Origin of the sequence: Streptomyces sp. NPDC058579 (genome assembly GCF_042718575.1) — a bacterium.
Classification (GTDB): domain Bacteria; phylum Actinomycetota; class Actinomycetes; order Streptomycetales; family Streptomycetaceae; genus Streptomyces.
On record NZ_JBHXPI010000005.1, the window covers coordinates 303,129 to 321,401 of the forward strand.

Consider the following 18,273-nt stretch of genomic DNA (forward strand, 5'->3'; position numbering starts at 1 on the left):
CGAAAGGGACGCACCCGGTGACCGAGAAGGCCGACCTCCAGTCCGTGCTCGACCGCGCCGCCGAGGGCGGCCGGATCGCCCCCGAGGAGGCGCTCGACCTCTACCGCTCCGCGCCGCTCCACGCGCTCGGCGCGGCGGCCGACGCGGTGCGCCGCCGCCGGTACGCGGGGACCGAGCACATCGCGACGTACATCATCGAGCGGAACATCAACTACACGAACGTCTGCGTGACGGCGTGCAAGTTCTGCGCCTTCTACGCGCCGCCCAAGGACACCGCCAAGGGCTGGACCCGCGACCTCGACGACATCCTGCGCCGCTGCGCGGAGACCGTGGAGCTCGGCGGCACGCAGATCATGTTCCAGGGCGGGCACCACCCCGACTTCGGCGTCGAGTACTACGAGAAGCACTTCGCGGCCATCAAGAAGGACTTCCCGCAGCTGGTCATCCACTCCCTCGGCGCCTCCGAGGTCGAGCACATGGCCCGGATCTCCGGCGTCTCCGTCGAGGAGGCGATCACCCGCATCCACGCGGCCGGTCTCGACTCCTTCGCGGGCGCCGGCGCCGAACTGCTCCCGGAGCGGCCGCGCAAGGCGATCGCCCCGCTCAAGGAGAGCGGCGAGCGGTGGCTGGAGATCATGGAGATCGCGCACAAGCTCGGTGTCGAGTCGACGTCCACGATGCTGATGGGCACGGGCGAGACGAACGCCGAGCGGATCGAGCACCTCCGGATGATCCGTGACGTGCAGGACCGGACGGGCGGCTTCCGGGCCTTCATCCCGTACACGTACCAGCCCGAGAACAACCACCTCAAGGGCCGCACGCAGGCCACGCTCTTCGAGTACCTGCGGATGATCGCCATCGCCCGGCTCTTCATGGACAACATCGCCCACATCCAGGGCTCGTGGCTGACCACGGGCAAGGAGATCGGCCAGCTGACGCTGCACTACGGCGCGGACGACCTCGGCTCGATCATGCTGGAGGAGAACGTCGTCTCCTCGGCGGGCGCCAAGCACCGCTCCAACCTGGGCGAGATGATCGACATGATCCGTACGGCGGACCGCGTGCCGGCGCAGCGCTCCACGACGTACGAGCACCTCGTCGTCCACACCGACCCGGCGAACGACCCGGTCGACGAGCGGGTCGCCTCGCACATCTCCTCCACCGCGATCGCGGGCGGTACGGCCCACCCGGAGCTGAAGCTCCTGGACGCCAACTGATGTCCGCGTGCTGACGATCCACGTCGCCGAGGCGTCGCCCGAGATCGCCGTCCTGGTCGACGGCGCGCGCCTCGCCGCCGTCGGCCCGTACGAGGACCTCGTCGCCGTACGGCCGGAAGCACGGGTACGGCGCTGGCCGGGCATCCTCACGCCCGGGCTGCTCAACCCGTACGCGCCCGAGCTGCTCGAAGGCATGTACCACCCGGATCCGCGGGAGGCCGAAGGGTTCGGCACCGAGCCGATCACGGGGGAGCGGGCGCAGCGGATCTTCCGCGCCGACCCCGCGCGCCGGGGCGCTTCGGCGCGGCGCGGCGTGCAGCGGATGCTGGCGCACGGCACGGTCGCCGTCGCCGGTGAACTGCGCGGCCGGGCCGCCGTGGACGCGGTGCGCCGAGCCGGCCTCGCGGTCGGCCGGCGCCCTGAGGTCCTCCCGGGCCCGCCGTCCTTCTCCCCGGTCCCGCTCGTCCTCCTCCCGCGTCTGGCTCCGGGCGCCCCCGCCCGCTTCGCGGTCTTCGACGTCCCCGACCCGGCCACCCTCGTCCGCCTGGGCGCCTCGACGTGCGTGGCCACGGTCGTCGAAGGCCGCCTGGTCCACCGCCGCCGGTAACTCCCGTCGGGGGCGGTCGTTCCGCAGGGCCGTGGCCCGTACGCGCGGAGCACCCCCTTCCACACGGCCGGGCCCGCCCGTGGATCGGGCGGGGCGCCTGCGAGAATGGGCAGGTCCGTCCGTACTCCATCCGTACCCGAGCCGTACCCGAGTCTGCGAGGCCGAACGCCAGTGACCCGCGCATCCCTGGACAAGCAGCCGCACGAAGTCGCCTCGATGTTCGACGACGTCGCGGCCAACTACGACCTCACCAACGACGTGCTCTCGCTCGGCCAGGACCGGCGCTGGCGCAAGGAGGTCGCCAAGGCGGTCGACGCCCGCCCCGCGCAGCGCGTCCTGGACCTGGCGGCCGGCACCGCGACCTCCTCGCAGCCCTTCGCCCGCGCGGGCGCGTACGTCGTGCCCTGCGACTTCTCGCTCGGCATGCTCCAGGTCGGCAAGAAGCGGCACCCGTGGATGCCGTTCACCGCCGGCGACGGCATGAACCTCCCGTTCCGCGACGACGTGTTCGACGCCGTCACCATCTCCTTCGGGCTGCGCAACATCCAGGACACCGAGGCCGCGCTGCGCGAGCTGTACCGCGTGACGAAGCCCGGCGGCCGGGTCGTGATCTGCGAGTTCTCGCACGCCACCTGGGCGCCGTTCCGCACGGTGTACGAGGAGTACCTGATGCGCGCCCTCCCGCCGGTGGCCCGCGCGGTCTCGTCCAACCCGGACGCGTACGTCTACCTCGCCGAGTCCATCCGGTCCTGGCCCGACCAGCCGACCCTCGCCGGCCTGCTCCAGAAGGCGGGCTGGTCGAAGGTCGCCTGGCGGAACCTCTCGGGCGGCATCGTCGCCCTGCACCGAGGCTTCAAGCCGTAAGGGCCCGGGCGTCCCCCGGATGCCCGAAACCGCCCGCCATAGACTGCAACCGCAACCGACTGCCCTCGCCCTCAGACCTTCGGGAGACCCCGCCGTGACCGAGCAGCCCCTCTCCGAGCACAGCGCTGATGTGATCGTCGTCGGGGCGGGCCCGGCCGGTTCGACGACCGCGTACTACCTCGCCAAGGCCGGACTCGACGTCCTGCTCCTGGAGAAGACCGCGTTCCCCCGCGAGAAGGTCTGCGGCGACGGGCTCACGCCCCGCGCCACCAAGCAGCTCGTCTCCATGGGGATCGACATCTCCGAGGAGGCCGGCTGGCTGCGGAACAAGGGCCTGCGCATCATCGGCGGCGGCGTCCGGCTCCAGCTCGACTGGCCCGACCTCGCCTCGTACCCGGACTACGGACTCGTCCGCAAGCGCGACGACTTCGACGAGCAGCTCGCGCGCCAGGCGCAGAAGGCCGGCGCGCGGCTGTACGAGCGCTGCAACGTCGGAGCGCCGGTCATCGACGACCGCACCGGCCGCATCACCGGCGTCACCGCCAAGCTCGGCGAGGAGAAGCGCGAGGTCACCTTCCACGCGCCGCTCGTCGTCGCCGCCGACGGCAACTCGACCCGGCTCTCGCTCGCGATGGGCCTGCACCGGCGCGAGGACCGGCCGATGGGCGTGGCGGTACGGACGTACTTCACCAGCCCCCGCCACGACGACGACTACCTGGAGTCCTGGCTGGAGCTGTGGGACCGGCGCGGCCCGCAGGACCGGCTCCTTCCCGGCTACGGCTGGATCTTCGGCATGGGCGACGGCACGTCCAACGTCGGCCTGGGCATCCTCAACTCGTCCGCCGCCTTCCGGGAGCTGGACTGGCGCGAGGTCCTCAAGGCCTGGTGCGCCTCGATGCCGGAGGACTGGGGCTTCACCCCGGAGAACATGACGATCCCGATCCGGGGCGCCGCGCTGCCGATGGCCTTCAACCGCCAGCCGCACTACACCAAGGGCCTGCTGCTCGTCGGTGACGCGGGCGGCCTGGTCAACCCGTTCAACGGCGAGGGCATCGCGTACGCCATGGAGTCCGGCCAGATCGCGGCCGACGTCATCGTCCAGGCACACGCCCGCGCGACCCCGGCCCAGCGCGAACTGGCCCTGCACAACTACCCGAAGATCCTGAAGGACACCTACGGCGGGTACTACACGCTCGGCCGCGCCTTCGTGAAGGTCATCGGCAACCCGAGGGTCATGAAGATCGCGACCCAGCGCGGCCTGACCCACCCGGTCCTGATGAAGTTCACGCTGAAGATGCTCGCGAACCTGACCGACCCGACGGGCGGCGACGCGATGGACCGCATCATCAACGGCCTCTCGAAGGTGGCCCCGAAGGCCTGAGGAGACCGTCCGCGACCCGGCGGCGGCGCGCAGCGCCTCGCCGGGCTGCTCGGGCTGCCGGGGCAAGTAGGGCGAAACATCACGCATACGGGAAAAGCCGTCACTCCCCCGAGGAGTGACGGCTTTTCGAGGTGTGGGTGATCAGAGGATGCGGACCGCGCCCGACGGGGTGTCCCAGTCCAGGGAGCGCTCGACGACGCCGGTCGACGGGTTCTGCGCGCCGACGTACTTGCCGCCGCCCACGTAGATGGCCACGTGGTACGAGCCGCTGCGGCTGCCCCAGTACAGGATGTCGCCCGGCTGGAGGTTGCTCAGGGAGACGGACGTGCCCCTGGACGACTGGTCGCCGGAGATCCGGGGCAGGTCGATGCCGGCCTGGCTGTACGCGGCCTGGACGAGGCCGGAGCAGTCCCAGGAGTTGGGGCCCGTGCCGCCACGGATGTAGGCGTCGCCGACCTGGGCGCGGGCGAAGGCCACGATCGCGGCGGCGGAGCCGGTGGGGGCCTGGGTCTCGCTGCTGGACGAGGAGCCGCCGTCCGAGGAGGACGAGGAGCCGGAGGACGACGAGAGCTGGGTGCGCGTCTGCGTGCGGGAGGCGCGCTCGCGCTCCGCCTCGCGGGCCTTCTCGGCCTTCTCCGCCTTCTCGGCGGCGGCCTTGCGGTCGGCGTCGGCCTTGGCCTTCTTGGCGTCCTTGGCGGCCTTCTCCAGGGCGGCCTTCTCCTGCGTCTGCAGGCTGAGGTCCAGGGCCTCCTGCTGGGACGCCTCGGCCGAGGCGGAGACGGCGCTCGCCAGGTCGGTGTCGAGCGAGCCCAGCGTCGGCATCTCGATGGTCTCGGTCACCGGCTCGGCATTCGCCGGCCCGGCAGCACCGGCCACCGCGATGGTGCTGAGGACGCCACCGGCAACTCCGGCACGGAGCGCGAGCTTCGAGGCGCTGCGGCGGGGCTTCCGGTGGCTGGGTATGTGAGCGGTGTGGGACATGAGTACAACCGCTATCAGGGCTTCACGGTTCCCTTCAAGAAACGTGGGGTGCGCCACAGTTTGGCTCAGAACCACCTAATCCGCTTATCTGGCGGCCTTATTGACGCCGTAACGGACAATCCGGGCAGACGCCATCCGGCCCTTGATCACGGGTTTTCCGTGAAACGTCCGAATTGACCGCCGCTTACCACCTCTTCACACCGTTGGCCAAGCCCCGATTTCTCCGGCCCTTTCCGGTGTGGTGCAGGTCACATTCTGAGTCCACGAGGCGGGCGGTCGGCTCGTGAATCGGCGCACACGTCCACTTCGCTCCCGCCGACCCCTCGACCGGGCGACGGCCCGCTCCTTTATCACCCGGCCGGAGTCCATCGCCAATTTGCCTGTAGATGCCACCGCTTGATAGTGCGCCACCTCTCCGACCAGGGGTTTCCGGTCCGGATGTCACATCTGGTGATCACCTGGGCGCTTCGCGTGCCAAGATCACCGCTCATCCGACTTCATGATCCTTCGTCAGGTGGTGGAGATCACAAAGTCCTTGCTGTACCCCGTGTCGCAGATCACAGAGGGGCGGGCATAAGATGCGGGGCAGCCGGGCTTGTGAACTGCCTCACATGGGGGCGATCTTCGCGGTCCGGCCGTGCGGTCCAACGGTCAAGGACGACTGGAAGGAGCGAGGAGCGTGAATGCGTACGCGCCCATCCTCGTGCTCGGTGCCCTGGGTGCGGGGTTTGCGATCTTCTCCGTGGTCATGGCCACGCTAATCGGCCCAAAGCGGTACAACAGGGCAAAACTTGAGGCGTACGAGTGCGGTATCGAACCGACGCCCACTCCGGCCGGAGGCGGCCGTTTCCCCATCAAGTACTACCTGACGGCGATGCTCTTCATCGTCTTCGACATCGAGATCGTCTTCCTCTACCCCTGGGCCGTCACCTTCGACGCCCTGGGGCTTTTCGGGCTCGTGGAGATGCTGCTCTTCGTGCTCACCGTCTTCGTCGCCTACGCCTACGTGTGGCGGCGCGGCGGCCTGGAATGGGACTGAGGGGCTGAGGGGCACCTATGGGACTCGAAGAGAAGCTGCCTAGCGGCTTTCTGCTGACGACGGTCGAACAGGCCGCGGGCTGGGTGCGCAAGTCATCCGTCTTCCCCGCCACCTTCGGCCTCGCGTGCTGCGCCATCGAGATGATGACGACCGGCGCCGGCCGCTACGACCTGGCGCGCTTCGGCATGGAGGTCTTCCGCGGCTCGCCGCGCCAGGCCGACCTGATGATCGTGGCGGGCCGGGTCAGCCAGAAGATGGCGCCGGTCCTGCGGCAGGTCTACGACCAGATGCCCAACCCCAAGTGGGTCATCTCCATGGGGGTTTGCGCGTCCTCGGGCGGAATGTTCAACAATTACGCGATTGTGCAGGGCGTTGACCACATTGTGCCGGTTGACATCTATTTGCCGGGTTGCCCGCCGCGCCCGGAGATGCTGATGGACGCGATTCTCAAGCTCCACCAGAAGATCCAGACCTCCAAGCTCGGCGTGAACGCCGAGGAGGCGGCCCGCGAGGCGGAGGAAGCGGCGCTCAAGGCGCTGCCGACCATCGAGATGAAGGGGCTCCTCCGTTGAGTGACGAGACTCCCAACCCCGAGAAGGAGCTCTCCGGGCAGAACCTTCCGGGCCAGCGCGGGGAGCACGGTGAGGAGGTCCGCGTCCAGCGCGGGATGTTCGGCGCCAACAACGGCGGCGACACCTCCGGCTACGGCGGCCTCGTCCGCTCCGTACGGCTGCCCGGCGCGGCCACCCGCCCCTACGGCGGCTGGTTCGACGAGGTAGCCGACGAACTGGAGGGCGCGCTCGACGAGCAGGGGCTCCTGCCGGAGAACGCGATCGAGAAGACGGTCGTCGACCGCGACGAGCTGACCTTCCACATCGCCCGCGAGCACCTCGTCCGCGTCGCCCGCACCCTGCGCGACGACCCGGCCCTGCGCTTCGAGCTCTGTACGGGCGTGTCCGGCGTCCACTACCTCGGTGACAAGGGCCGCGAGCTGCACGCCGTCTACCACCTGCGCTCGCTCACCCACGGCCGGCTGATCCGCCTTGAGGTGTCCGCCCCGGACGCCGACCCGCACATCCCGTCGCTCGTCGCGGTCTACCCGACCAACGACTGGCACGAGCGCGAGACGTACGACTTCTTCGGCATCGTCTTCGACGGCCACCCCGCCCTCACCCGGATCATGATGCCGGACGACTGGCAGGGCTTCCCGCAGCGCAAGGACTACCCCCTCGGCGGCATCGCCGTCGAGTACAAGGGCGCCCAGATCCCGGCTCCTGACCAGCGGAGGTCGTACAGCTGATGAGTACTGAACATGCCTCCGCCCGCGAGACGACCGAAGGCACCGTCTACACCGTCACCGGTGGCGACTGGGAAGAGGTCGTCGAGTCCGCCGCCAAGGCCGACGACGAGCGCATCATCGTCAACATGGGCCCCCAGCACCCGTCCACGCACGGTGTGCTCCGGCTGATCCTGGAGATCGACGGCGAGACCGTCACCGAGGCCCGCTGCGGCATCGGCTACCTCCACACCGGCATCGAGAAGAACCTCGAGTTCCGGAACTGGACGCAGGGCACCACCTTCGTCACGCGCATGGACTACCTCACCTCGTTCTACAACGAGACGGCGTACTGCCTGGGCGTCGAGAAGCTGCTCGGCATCACCGACCAGATCCCGGACCGCGCCAGCGTCATCCGCGTGCTCCTCATGGAGCTCAACCGGCTCTCCTCGCACCTGGTGTGCATCGCCACCGGCGGCATGGAGCTGGGCGCCACCACGATCATGATCTACGGCTTCCGGGACCGCGAGCTGATCCTGGACCTGTACGAGCTGATCACCGGACTGCGCATGAACCACGCGTTCATCCGCCCCGGCGGCCTCGCCCAGGACCTCCCGCCCGGCGCCGTCGACGCCGTCCGCGAGTTCGTGAAGACCATGAAGAAGAACCTGCCGGAGTACGACAAGCTCGCCACCGGCAACCCCATCTTCAAGGCCCGCATGCAGGACGTCGGCTACCTCGACCTCACCGGCTGCATGGCGCTCGGCGCCACCGGACCGATCCTGCGCGCCGCGGGCCTCCCGCACGACCTGCGCAAGACCGACCCGTACTGCGGCTACGAGGACTACGAGTTCGACATCCCGACCGCCGACACCTGCGACTCCTACGGACGCTTCCTCGTCCGCCTGGAGGAGATGCGGCAGTCGCTGCGGATCGTCGAGCAGTGCCTGGACCGTCTCCGGCCCGGTGGCCAGGACCCGATCATGGTCGGCGACAAGAAGATCGCCTGGCCCGCGCAGCTCGCGGTCGGTCCGGACGGGCTCGGCAACTCCCTCGACCACATCAAGAAGATCATGGGCACCTCCATGGAGGCCCTGATCCACCACTTCAAGCTGGTCACCGAGGGCTTCCGGGTGCCGGCCGGACAGGCCTACGCGGCCGTCGAGTCGCCCAAGGGCGAACTGGGCGTGCACGTCGTCTCCGACGGCGGCACCCGCCCCTACCGGGTCCACTTCCGCGACCCGTCCTTCACCAACCTGCAGGCCATGGCGGCCATGTGCGAAGGCGGCCAGATCGCCGACGTCATCGTCGCCGTCGCGTCCATCGACCCCGTGATGGGAGGCGTCGACCGATGACGGACGGACAGACCAGTCTCGGGATGCCCCAGCTCCCCGCCCCCGACTACCCGGCCGAGGTACGCGCCCGGCTGGAGGCGGACGCCAAGGAGATCATCGCCCGCTACCCGGGGTCCCGCTCCGCGCTCCTGCCGCTGCTGCACCTCGTGCAGTCGGAGGAGGGCCATGTGACGCGCACCGGCATGAAGTTCTGCGCCGAGATCCTCGGCCTGACCACCGCCGAGGTCACCGCGGTCGCCACCTTCTACACGATGTACCGGCGCAAGCCCTCCGGCGACTACCAGGTCGGGGTCTGCACCAACACGCTCTGCGCGGTCATGGGCGGCGACGCCATCTTCGAGGAGCTCAAGGAGCACCTGGGCGTCGGCAACAACGAGACGACCGAGGACGGCAAGGTCACGCTGGAGCACATCGAGTGCAACGCGGCCTGCGACTTCGCGCCCGTGATGATGGTCAACTGGGAGTTCTTCGACAACCAGACGCCCGGCTCCGCGAAGAGGATCGTCGACGACCTGCGGGCCGGCCGGCCCGTCGAACCGACGCGCGGCGCGCCCCTGTGCACGTACAAGGAGACCGCCCGCATCCTGGCCGGCTTCCCCGACGAGCGCGAGGGGGCCGTCGAGGCCACCGGTGGGGCCGGCCCGGCCTCGCTCGTCGGGCTGCGGCTTGCCAAGGGCGAAGCCCCGCACCACAAGATCGTCCACCCGCGCGGCGAATCGGCCAGTGGGGAGGGGGAGTGATGACCTTGGCAGCCGAGATCAACAACAGCAGCCCCGAGAAGCTTCTCGCGCCGGTCCTTTCGGCGTTCTGGGACCAGCCCGACTCCTGGACTCTGGAGACGTACAGGAGGCACGAGGGGTACGAGGGTCTGCGGAAGGCCCTCGCGATGTCCCCCGACGAGGTCATCGCCTACGTCAAGGACTCCGGTCTGCGCGGCCGCGGCGGCGCCGGCTTCCCCACCGGGATGAAGTGGCAGTTCATCCCGCAGGGCGACGGCAAGCCGCACTACCTCGTCGTCAACGCCGACGAGTCCGAGCCGGGCACCTGCAAGGACATCCCGCTCCTCTTCGCCAACCCGCACTCCCTCATCGAGGGAATGATCATCGCCTGCTACGCGATCCGCTCCGAGCACGCGTTCATCTATCTGCGCGGCGAGGTCGTGCCCGTCCTGCGCCGCCTGCACGAGGCGGTGCGCGAGGCGTACGAGGCCGGCTTCCTCGGCCAGGACATCCTCGGCAGCGGCCTGAACCTCGAACTCACCGTGCACGCGGGCGCCGGCGCGTACATCTGCGGCGAGGAGACCGCCCTGCTCGACTCGCTCGAAGGACGGCGCGGCCAGCCCCGGCTGCGTCCCCCCTTCCCCGCGGTCGCCGGTCTGTACGCGTGCCCCACTGTGGTGAACAACGTCGAGTCCATCGCGTCCGTTCCCGCGATCATGAACCGGGGCAAGGACTGGTTCAAGTCGATGGGCAGCGAGAAGTCCCCCGGCTTCACGCTCTACTCGCTCAGCGGGCACGTCACCACGCCGGGCCAGTACGAGGCCCCGCTCGGGATCACGCTGCGCCAGCTCCTCGACATGAGCGGCGGGATGCGGGCGGGCCACCGGCTCAAGTTCTGGACCCCGGGCGGCTCCTCCACCCCGATGTTCACCGACGAGCACCTCGACGTCCCGCTCGACTACGAGGGCGTGGGCGCGGCCGGCTCGATGCTCGGCACGAAGGCGCTCCAGTGCTTCGACGAGACCACGTGCGTGGTCCGCGCGGTGACCCGCTGGACCGAGTTCTACGCCCACGAGTCCTGCGGCAAGTGCACGCCCTGCCGTGAAGGCACGTACTGGCTCGTGCAGTTGCTCCGCGACATCGAGGCCGGCAAGGGCGTGATGTCCGACCTCGACAAGCTGAACGACATCGCCGACAACATCAACGGCAAGTCGTTCTGCGCGCTCGGTGACGGCGCCGCCTCGCCGATCTTCTCCTCGCTGAAGTACTTCCGCGAGGAGTACGAGCAGCACATCACCGGCCGGGGCTGCCCCTTCGACCCGGCCAAGTCGACCGCCTGGGCGGACAACCACAAGGAGGTGACGGCATGACGGTCACCACGGCCGGCCCCGCCGGCGGCGGCTCCCCGGCGGTACCGCCCGAGGACCTGGTCACGCTGACCATCGACGGCGCCGAGATCTCCGTCCCCAAGGGGACCCTGGTCATCCGCGCCGCCGAGCAACTCGGCATCGAGATCCCGCGGTTCTGCGACCACCCGCTCCTCGACCCGGCCGGCGCCTGCCGGCAGTGCATCGTCGAGGTCGAGGGCCAGCGCAAGCCGATGGCCTCCTGCACCATCACCTGCACCGACGGCATGGTGGTGAAGTCCCAGCTGACCTCCCCGGTCGCCGAGAAGGCCCAGCACGGTGTGATGGAGCTGCTGCTCATCAACCACCCGCTGGACTGCCCGGTCTGCGACAAGGGCGGCGAGTGCCCGCTGCAGAACCAGGCCATGTCCCACGGGCAGGCCGAGTCCCGCTTCGAGGGCCAGAAGCGGACCTTCGAGAAGCCGGTACCGATCTCCACGCAGGTGCTGCTCGACCGCGAGCGGTGCGTGCTCTGCGCGCGCTGCACCCGGTTCTCCAACCAGGTCGCGGGCGACCCGATGATCGAACTCCTTGAGCGGGGCGCGCTCCAGCAGGTCGGCACCGGCGAGGGCGACCCGTTCGAGTCGTACTTCTCCGGGAACACCATCCAGATCTGCCCGGTCGGCGCGCTGACCTCGGCCGCGTACCGGTTCCGCTCCCGCCCCTTCGACCTGGTGTCGTCGCCTTCGGTGTGCGAGCACTGCGCGGGCGGCTGCGCCACGCGTACGGACCACCGGCGCGGCAAGGTCATGCGGCGCCTCGCGGCGGACGACCCGGAGGTCAACGAGGAGTGGGTGTGCGACAAGGGGCGCTTCGCGTTCCGGTACGCCCAGCAGCGCGACCGGCTGACGACCCCGCTCGTACGGAACGCGGAGGGCGTCCTCGAACCGGCCTCCTGGCCCGAGGCGCTTGAGGCGGCGGCCCGCGGCCTCGTCCGGGGCCGTACCGGCGTCCTGGCCGGTGGCCGGCTGACCGTCGAGGACTCCTACGCGTACGCCAAGTTCGCCCGGGTCGCCCTCGACACCAATGACGTCGACTTCCGGGCCCGGGTCCACTCCGGCGAGGAGGCCGACTTCCTGGCCTCGCAGGTCGCCGGCCGTGGCCGGGACCTGGACGGCACGGGGGTCACGTACACCTCGCTCGAAGCCGGCCCGGCGGTGCTGCTCGTCGGCTTCGAGTCCGAGGAGGAGGCCCCCGGCGTCTTCCTGCGGCTCCGCAAGGCCTGGCGCAAGCACGGCCAGAAGACGTACGCGGTGGCCGCGTTCGCGACCCGGGGCCTGGAGAAGGCGGGCGGCACACTGCTTCCCGCCGCGCCCGGCACCGAGACCGAGTGGCTGGACGCGCTCACCTCGCGTACCGGCCTCGACGAGGCCGGTACGCGCGCGGCGGAGGCGCTCCGCCAGGACGGCGCGGTCCTCGTGGTCGGCGAGCGGCTCGCCGCCGTACCGGGCGGGCTCACCGCCGCCGTACGGACGGCGACGGCGACCGGCGCGAAGCTGGTGTGGATCCCGCGCAGGGCCGGCGAGCGCGGCGCGCTCGAAGCCGGCGCGATCCCCACGCTGCTGCCAGGCGGCCGCCCCGCGACCGACCCACGCGCGCGTGAGGAGGTCGCGGCCGCCTGGGGCGTACGCGACCTGCCGCACGGCTACGGCCGCGACACCGGCCAGATCGTCGAGGCCGCGGCCACCGGCGAACTGGGCGCGCTGCTCGTCGGTGGAGTCGAGCTCCGCGACCTGCCGGACCCGGCACGCGCGCGTGAGGCGCTCGACGCGGCGTTCGTGGTCTCCCTGGAGCTGCGGCCGAGCGAGGTCACCGAGCGGGCCGACGTGGTCCTGCCGGTCGCCGCGGTCGCCGAGAAGCCCGGCACCTTCCTCAACTGGGAGGGCAGGGCACGGCTCTTCGAGGCCGCGCTCAAGCCCGAGCAGATGACCCGGGCGCTGCCCCCGGCGGACGCGCGCGTGCTCCACATGCTCGCCGACGCCCTCGACGCCCACCTGGCCCTGCCCGACCTGCGCTCGGTCCGCCGGGAGCTGGACCGGCTCGGCGGCTGGGACGGCGAGCGGGCCTCCGAGCCGACCGAGCCCGCACAGCCCGCGCCCCGCCCGGGCGAGGGCGAGGCGGTCCTCGCCGGACACCGGCTCCTGCTCGACCTCGGCCGCCTCCAGGAGGGCGACACGGCGCTCGCGGGCACCCGCCACGCGGCCGTCGCCCGGCTCTCGGCCACGACCGCCGAGGAGACGGGCGTCAAGGACGGCGACCTCCTCGCGGTCACCGGCCCGGCGGGCTCCACGCACTTCCCGCTCCAGGTGACCGAGATGCCCGACCGCGTGGTCTGGCTCCCGCTCAACTCCGCGGCGGGCGGCGTCCTCTCCGACACGGGCGCCCACCCGGGCGACCTGGTCCGCATCGGCGCAGCGACGACGGAGGTGCAGGCATGACCACGCTGCTCGCCGCGGAAGACCTCTCCATGTTCGGGACGGACCCCTGGTGGCTCGTCGCGATCAAGGCCGTCTTCTGCTTCGCCTTCCTCATGGTCACCGTGCTCTTCTCCATCGTGTGGGAGCGCAAGGTCGTCGCCTGGATGCAGCTGCGCATCGGGCCCAACCGGCACGGCCCCTGGGGTTTCCTCCAGTCCCTCGCGGACGGCATCAAGCTGATGCTGAAGGAGGACCTCGTCGTCAAGCGCGCCGACAAGGTCGTCTACATCCTCGCGCCGATCATCGCCGCCGCCCCCGCGTTCATGGCGATCGCCGTGATCCCGTTCGGCCCGGCCGGCAACGAGGTCTCGATCTTCGGCCACCGCACCACGATGCAGCTCACCGACCTGCCGATCGCGATGCTGTACGTCCTCGCGATCGCCTCCGTCGGCATCTACGGCATCGTGCTCGCCGGCTGGTCCTCCGGCTCCACGTACCCGCTCCTCGGCGGCCTGCGCTCCTGCGCCCAGATGATCTCCTACGAGATCGCCATGGGCGCCGCGTTCGCCTCCGTCTTCCTCTACTCCGGGTCGATGTCGACCTCGGCGATCGTCGAGGCGCAGGCGGACCGCTGGTTCGTGATCCTGCTACCGGTCTCGTTCATCATCTACATCATCACGATGGTCGGCGAGACCAACCGCGCCCCCTTCGACATGCCGGAGTCCGAGGGCGACCTCGTCGGCGGCTTCAACACCGAGTACTCCTCCATCAAGTTCGCGATGTTCATGCTCGCCGAGTACGTGAACATGGTGACGGTCTCCGCCGTCTCCGTGACGCTCTTCCTCGGCGGCTGGCGCGCCCCGTACCCCGTCTCCACCTTCTGGGAGGGCGCGAACCACGGCTGGTGGCCGATGCTCTGGTTCATCCTCAAGGTGCAGCTGCTGCTCTTCTTCTTCATCTGGCTGCGCGGCACGCTGCCCCGCGTCCGCTACGACCAGCTGATGAAGCTCGGCTGGAAGGTCCTCATCCCGGTCTCGGTGCTCTGGCTGATGCTGGTCGCCACCGTGCGGGCCCTGCGGAACGAGAACTTCGCGTTCCAGACGATCGTGCTCTACGTCGCCGGAGCCGTGATCGGCGTCCTGTTGATCTCCTTCGTCGCCGACATGTTCCGCGACAAGAGGTCCAGGGCCGGCGAGGAACTGCCCGCGGACGAGCTCCCGTTCGACCCGATGGCCGGCGGGTTCCCCGTACCGCCCAAGCCCGGACAGTCCCTGCCGCCCGTGCCGCGGCGCAGGCCGCGGCAGGACCGCGACCTGGTTGTCAGTGGCGCCCCCGATACTGCTACTGCGAGTGAGGGAAAGGAGACGGACGGTGTCTGATTTCCAGAATCCGGTGGCCGGCTTCGGCGTGACCTTCAAGGCCATGTTCAAGAAGCGGCTCACCGAGCAGTACCCGGAGGAGCGCAAGACGACGGCGCCGCGCTTCCACGGCCGGCACCAGCTCAACCGTCATCCGGACGGACTTGAGAAGTGCGTGGGCTGCGAGCTGTGCGCCTGGGCCTGCCCCGCCGACGCCATCTACGTGGAGGGCGCGGACAACACCGAGGAGGAGCGCTACTCCCCGGGCGAGCGTTACGGCCGCGTCTACCAGATCAACTACGCCCGCTGCATCCTGTGCGGACTGTGCATCGAGGCCTGCCCCACGCGGGCGCTGACGATGACGAACGAGTTCGAACTGGCCGACTCCTCCCGCGAGAACCTGATCTACACCAAGGAGCAGCTCCTCGCGGGCCTCGAGGAGGGCATGGTCGACTCGCCGCACTCGATCTTCCCCGGCACGGACGAGCAGGACTACTACCGGGGGCTGGTCACCGAGGCCGCCCCGGGCACGGTCCAGCAGGTCGCCACGTCCAAGGGGGAGAAGGGCGAGCCGGAAGAGGTGGACGCATGAGCGCCACACTCGCGGCGTACGAGACGTCCGGCGGCGAGGCCTTCCAGTTCTGGGTCCTCGGCACCGTCGCCGTGATCGGCGCCCTTGCCACCGTCCTGATGAAGAAGGCCATGCACAGCGCCCTGTCGCTGGCCGGCACGATGATCATCCTCGCGGTCTTCTACCTCGCCAACGGCGCGTACTTCCTCGGCATCGTCCAGATCGTCGTCTACACCGGCGCGATCATGATGCTCTTCCTCTTCATCGTCATGCTCGTCGGTGTCACGGCCGCGGACTCGCTGAAGGAGACCATCAAGGGCCAGCGCTGGTGGGCCGCCGCCTGCGGGCTCGGCTTCGGCATCCTGCTGATCGCCGGCATCGGCCAGGCCTCCCTGACGGAGTTCAACGGCCTGGGCGCGGCCAACGCCGCGTACGGCGGGAACGTGGAGGGCCTCGCGGCCCTCATCTTCACCAAGTACGTCTTCGCCTTCGAGATCACCGGCGCGCTGCTCATCACCGCGGCCGTCGGCGCGATGGTCCTCACCCACCGCGAGCGCACCGAACGGGCCCGCACCCAGCGGGAGCTGTCGGAGCAGCGCGTACGGGACGGCAAGCACCTGCCGCCGCTGCCCGCGCCGGGTGTCTACGCCCGGCACAACGCGGTGGACGTCGCCGGTCTCCTGCCCGACGGCACCCCGAGCGAGCTGACCGTGATGCAGACGCTGCGCAAGCGCGGCCAGGTCCGCGACGTGTCCGGCGAGGCGCTGGCCGACCTGAAGGCGCTGGAGCAGCGCTCGGAGGAGCGGCTCGGGCGTACGCGGGACGAGCTCGACCGGGCCGAGCGTGACCGGGCCGATGAGGAGGCCTCCCGATGAACCCCGTGAACTACCTGTACCTCGCCGCCCTGTTGTTCACCATCGGTGCGGCCGGGGTGCTGATCCGGCGAAACGCGATCGTGGTCTTCATGTGCGTCGAGCTGATGCTCAACGCCTGCAACCTCGCGTTCGTCGCCTTCTCCCGGATGCACGGCAACCTCGACGGCCAGATCATCGCCTTCTTCACGATGGTCGTCGCCGCCGCGGAGGTCGTGGTCGGGCTCGCGATCATCGTGTCGCTCTTCCGTTCCCGCCACTCGGCCTCGGTCGACGACGCCAGCCTGATGAAGCTGTAAGGGGCTGAATTGTGGACAACCTGATCGCTCTGCTCGTCGCGGCGCCCCTGCTCGGCGCGGCCGTCCTGCTGTGCGGCGGGCGCCGCCTGGACAAGGTCGGGCCGCTGCTCGGCACGGCGCTCGCGGCCACCTCCTTCGTCATCGGCGCCGTCCTCTTCGCTGACATGCTCGGCAAGAGCGCCGACGACCGGGCCCTTTACCAGAACCTGTGGACCTGGATCCCGGTCGAGGGCTTCCAGGCGGACATCGCCTTCCAGCTCGACCAGCTGTCGATGACGTTCGTGCTGCTGATCACCGGCGTCGGCTCGCTGATCCACGTGTACTCGATCGGGTACATGGAGCACGACGAGCGCAAGCGCCGCTTCTTCGGCTATCTGAACCTGTTCCTCGCGGCGATGCTCCTCCTGGTCCTCGCCGACAACTACCTGCTCCTCTACTTCGGCTGGGAGGGCGTCGGCCTCGCCTCGTACCTCCTGATCGGCTTCTGGCAGCACAAGCCCAGCGCGGCCACCGCCGCGAAGAAGGCCTTCCTGGTCAACCGGGTCGGCGACATGGGCCTTTCGATCGCCATCATGATCATGTTCACCACGTTCGGGACCTTCACCTTCGGGCCGGTCCTTGAGGCGACCGGCGAGACGAGCCAGGGCACGCTGACGGCGATCGGCCTGATGCTGCTGCTCGCCGCCTGCGGCAAGTCGGCCCAGGTGCCGCTGCAGTCCTGGCTCGGGGACGCGATGGAGGGCCCGACCCCGGTCTCGGCCCTCATCCACGCGGCCACCATGGTCACCGCCGGTGTCTATCTGATCGTCCGCTCCGCCGACATCTTCAACGCCGCCCCGGACGCCCAGCTCGTGGTCGTCGTGGTCGGCGCGGTCACGCTCCTCTTCGGTGCGATCGTCGGTTGCGCGAAGGACGACATCAAGAAGGCCCTGGCCGGCTCGACGATGTCGCAGATCGGCTACATGATCCTGGCGGCGGGCCTCGGCCCGATCGGCTACGTCTTCGCGATCATGCACCTGGTCACGCACGGCTTCTTCAAGGCCGGGCTCTTCCTCGGCGCCGGTTCGGTCATGCACGGCATGAACGACGAGGTCGACATGCGGCGTTACGGCGGCCTGCGGAAGTACATGCCGGTCACCTTCATCACCTTCGGTCTCGGCTATCTGGCGATCATCGGCTTCCCGGGGCTGTCCGGCTTCTTCTCCAAGGACAAGATCATCGAGGCCGCCTTCGCCAAGGGCGGCACCGAGGGCTGGATCCTCGGCGCGGTCACCCTGCTCGGCGCGGCCATCACCGCGTACTACATGACCCGCGTGATGCTGATGACCTTCTTCGGCGAGAAGCGCTGGCAGCCCGACGACAAGGGCGAGCTGCCGCACCCGCACGAGTCGCCGAAGTCGATGACGATCCCGATGGTCCTGCTGGCCGTCGGCTCCGTGGCCGCGGGTGGCTTCTTCTCCATCGGCGACCGGTTCATCAACTGGCTGAAGCCGGTGACCGAGTTCGAGCACGGCCACCCGCCGATCAGCGCCGGGGCCATCACCTCGGCCACGGTCGCCGTCATGGTGATCGGCGTCGGGCTCGCCTACCTCCAGTACGGACGCAGGCCCGTCCCGGTCACCGCCCCGCGCGGCTCGCTGCTCACCCGGGCCGCCCGCCGCGACCTGCTCCAGGACGACTTCAACCACGCCGTCTTCGTGACGGGCGGCACGCACCTCACCCGCTCGCTCGTCTACGTCGACCACACCCTGGTCGACGGCGTCGTCAACGGCACGGCGGCCTCGGTCGGCGGTCTGTCCGGCCGGCTGCGCAAGCTGCAGAACGGCTACGCCCGCACCTATGCGGTCTCCATGTTCGGAGGTACGGCGGTGCTGATCGCCGCGACCCTGCTGATGAGGGCGGTGTAACTGC

General features: G+C 69.7%; 17 protein-coding genes. 16 read left to right on the forward strand and 1 reads right to left on the reverse strand.

All coding sequences use genetic code 11. The features are described from left to right. Positions 1–17 precede the first annotated feature (17 nt). The 4 genes from mqnC (at position 18) to ACFWRO_RS10225 (ending at position 4,069) form a co-directional block, all read left to right on the forward strand. On the forward strand, positions 18–1,217 hold the full coding sequence (mqnC, locus tag ACFWRO_RS10210; protein ID WP_384507067.1) for a cyclic dehypoxanthinyl futalosine synthase: 1,200 nt from the start codon (positions 18–20) through the stop codon (positions 1,215–1,217). Between the two features lie 7 nt (positions 1,218–1,224). Next, positions 1,225–1,824 (forward strand): hypothetical protein, encoded by a 600-nt coding sequence (locus ACFWRO_RS10215; protein ID WP_384507069.1) that lies wholly within the window; start codon positions 1,225–1,227, stop codon positions 1,822–1,824. A gap of 171 nt (positions 1,825–1,995) precedes the next feature. Then, positions 1,996–2,688, forward strand: a complete 693-nt coding sequence (locus ACFWRO_RS10220; RefSeq protein WP_384507072.1) for a demethylmenaquinone methyltransferase — start codon at positions 1,996–1,998, stop codon at positions 2,686–2,688. Positions 2,689–2,782: 94 nt separating this feature from the next. Beyond that, positions 2,783–4,069 carry a geranylgeranyl reductase family protein gene (locus ACFWRO_RS10225; RefSeq protein ID WP_384507075.1) on the forward strand — a complete coding sequence of 429 codons (1,287 nt, stop codon included), beginning with the start codon at positions 2,783–2,785 and terminating at the stop codon, positions 4,067–4,069. A gap of 141 nt (positions 4,070–4,210) precedes the next feature. On the opposite strand, the gene ACFWRO_RS10230 is transcribed toward ACFWRO_RS10225, so the two are convergent. Continuing rightward, on the reverse strand, positions 4,211–5,050 hold the full coding sequence (locus ACFWRO_RS10230; protein WP_384507077.1) for a C40 family peptidase: 840 nt from the start codon (positions 5,048–5,050) through the stop codon (positions 4,211–4,213). Positions 5,051–5,729: 679 nt separating this feature from the next. Between ACFWRO_RS10230 and ACFWRO_RS10235 the strand changes: the two genes are divergently transcribed. From ACFWRO_RS10235 to nuoL, 12 genes are read left to right on the forward strand one after another with little or no spacing between them, the layout of a single operon-like run. Beyond that, a complete protein-coding gene (locus tag ACFWRO_RS10235) occupies positions 5,730–6,089 on the forward strand; it encodes an NADH-quinone oxidoreductase subunit A (protein WP_030494815.1) in 360 nt (119 codons plus the stop codon). A 17-nt stretch (positions 6,090–6,106) separates the two neighbouring features. After that, positions 6,107–6,661 (forward strand): NADH-quinone oxidoreductase subunit B family protein, encoded by a 555-nt coding sequence (locus tag ACFWRO_RS10240; RefSeq protein ID WP_010041554.1) that lies wholly within the window; start codon positions 6,107–6,109, stop codon positions 6,659–6,661. After that, positions 6,658–7,389, forward strand: a complete 732-nt coding sequence (locus tag ACFWRO_RS10245; protein ID WP_362007054.1) for an NADH-quinone oxidoreductase subunit C — start codon at positions 6,658–6,660, stop codon at positions 7,387–7,389. The genes ACFWRO_RS10240 and ACFWRO_RS10245 overlap by 4 nt, the downstream gene beginning before the upstream one ends. Further along, positions 7,389–8,720, forward strand: a complete 1,332-nt coding sequence (locus ACFWRO_RS10250; RefSeq protein ID WP_384507082.1) for an NADH-quinone oxidoreductase subunit D — start codon at positions 7,389–7,391, stop codon at positions 8,718–8,720. The genes ACFWRO_RS10245 and ACFWRO_RS10250 overlap by 1 nt, the downstream gene beginning before the upstream one ends. Beyond that, complete coding sequence (nuoE, locus tag ACFWRO_RS10255) at positions 8,717–9,460, forward strand: NADH-quinone oxidoreductase subunit NuoE (RefSeq protein ID WP_384507084.1); 744 nt, start codon at positions 8,717–8,719, stop codon at positions 9,458–9,460. The genes ACFWRO_RS10250 and nuoE overlap by 4 nt, the downstream gene beginning before the upstream one ends. Next, complete coding sequence (gene nuoF, locus ACFWRO_RS10260) at positions 9,460–10,809, forward strand: NADH-quinone oxidoreductase subunit NuoF (RefSeq protein WP_384507086.1); 1,350 nt, start codon at positions 9,460–9,462, stop codon at positions 10,807–10,809. Before nuoE ends, nuoF begins: the two co-directional genes overlap by 1 nt. Next, positions 10,806–13,283: an NADH-quinone oxidoreductase subunit G gene (locus tag ACFWRO_RS10265; RefSeq protein WP_384507089.1), complete on the forward strand. Its 2,478-nt coding sequence runs from the start codon at positions 10,806–10,808 to the stop codon at positions 13,281–13,283. The genes nuoF and ACFWRO_RS10265 overlap by 4 nt, the downstream gene beginning before the upstream one ends. After that, on the forward strand, positions 13,280–14,641 hold the full coding sequence (nuoH, locus tag ACFWRO_RS10270; protein ID WP_384507091.1) for an NADH-quinone oxidoreductase subunit NuoH: 1,362 nt from the start codon (positions 13,280–13,282) through the stop codon (positions 14,639–14,641). Before ACFWRO_RS10265 ends, nuoH begins: the two co-directional genes overlap by 4 nt. Then, positions 14,634–15,212 carry an NADH-quinone oxidoreductase subunit NuoI gene (gene nuoI / locus ACFWRO_RS10275; protein WP_361764558.1) on the forward strand — a complete coding sequence of 193 codons (579 nt, stop codon included), beginning with the start codon at positions 14,634–14,636 and terminating at the stop codon, positions 15,210–15,212. Before nuoH ends, nuoI begins: the two co-directional genes overlap by 8 nt. Then, a complete protein-coding gene (locus ACFWRO_RS10280; RefSeq protein ID WP_384507094.1) occupies positions 15,209–16,066 on the forward strand; it encodes an NADH-quinone oxidoreductase subunit J in 858 nt (285 codons plus the stop codon). The genes nuoI and ACFWRO_RS10280 overlap by 4 nt, the downstream gene beginning before the upstream one ends. Then, complete coding sequence (gene nuoK, locus ACFWRO_RS10285) at positions 16,063–16,362, forward strand: NADH-quinone oxidoreductase subunit NuoK (protein WP_069927518.1); 300 nt, start codon at positions 16,063–16,065, stop codon at positions 16,360–16,362. Before ACFWRO_RS10280 ends, nuoK begins: the two co-directional genes overlap by 4 nt. 11 nt (positions 16,363–16,373) lie before the next feature. Further along, positions 16,374–18,269: an NADH-quinone oxidoreductase subunit L gene (gene nuoL / locus ACFWRO_RS10290; RefSeq protein WP_384507097.1), complete on the forward strand. Its 1,896-nt coding sequence runs from the start codon at positions 16,374–16,376 to the stop codon at positions 18,267–18,269. Positions 18,270–18,273 lie beyond the last annotated feature (4 nt).

What these genes read in the sequence shown, in the direction of transcription:
- ACFWRO_RS10230 (WP_384507077.1), bottom strand. Translation starts at nt 5,050, where the DNA reads ATGTCCCACACCGCTCACATACCCAGCCACCGGAAGCCCCGCCGCAGC.
- ACFWRO_RS10265 (WP_384507089.1), top strand. Translation starts at nt 10,806, where the DNA reads ATGACGGTCACCACGGCCGGCCCCGCCGGCGGCGGCTCCCCGGCGGTA.
- nuoK (WP_069927518.1), top strand. Translation starts at nt 16,063, where the DNA reads ATGAACCCCGTGAACTACCTGTACCTCGCCGCCCTGTTGTTCACCATC.
- ACFWRO_RS10280 (WP_384507094.1), top strand. Translation starts at nt 15,209, where the DNA reads ATGAGCGCCACACTCGCGGCGTACGAGACGTCCGGCGGCGAGGCCTTC.
- ACFWRO_RS10250 (WP_384507082.1), top strand. Translation starts at nt 7,389, where the DNA reads ATGAGTACTGAACATGCCTCCGCCCGCGAGACGACCGAAGGCACCGTC.
- nuoE (WP_384507084.1), top strand. Translation starts at nt 8,717, where the DNA reads ATGACGGACGGACAGACCAGTCTCGGGATGCCCCAGCTCCCCGCCCCC.
- nuoH (WP_384507091.1), top strand. Translation starts at nt 13,280, where the DNA reads ATGACCACGCTGCTCGCCGCGGAAGACCTCTCCATGTTCGGGACGGAC.
- nuoF (WP_384507086.1), top strand. Translation starts at nt 9,460, where the DNA reads ATGACCTTGGCAGCCGAGATCAACAACAGCAGCCCCGAGAAGCTTCTC.
- ACFWRO_RS10240 (WP_010041554.1), top strand. Translation starts at nt 6,107, where the DNA reads ATGGGACTCGAAGAGAAGCTGCCTAGCGGCTTTCTGCTGACGACGGTC.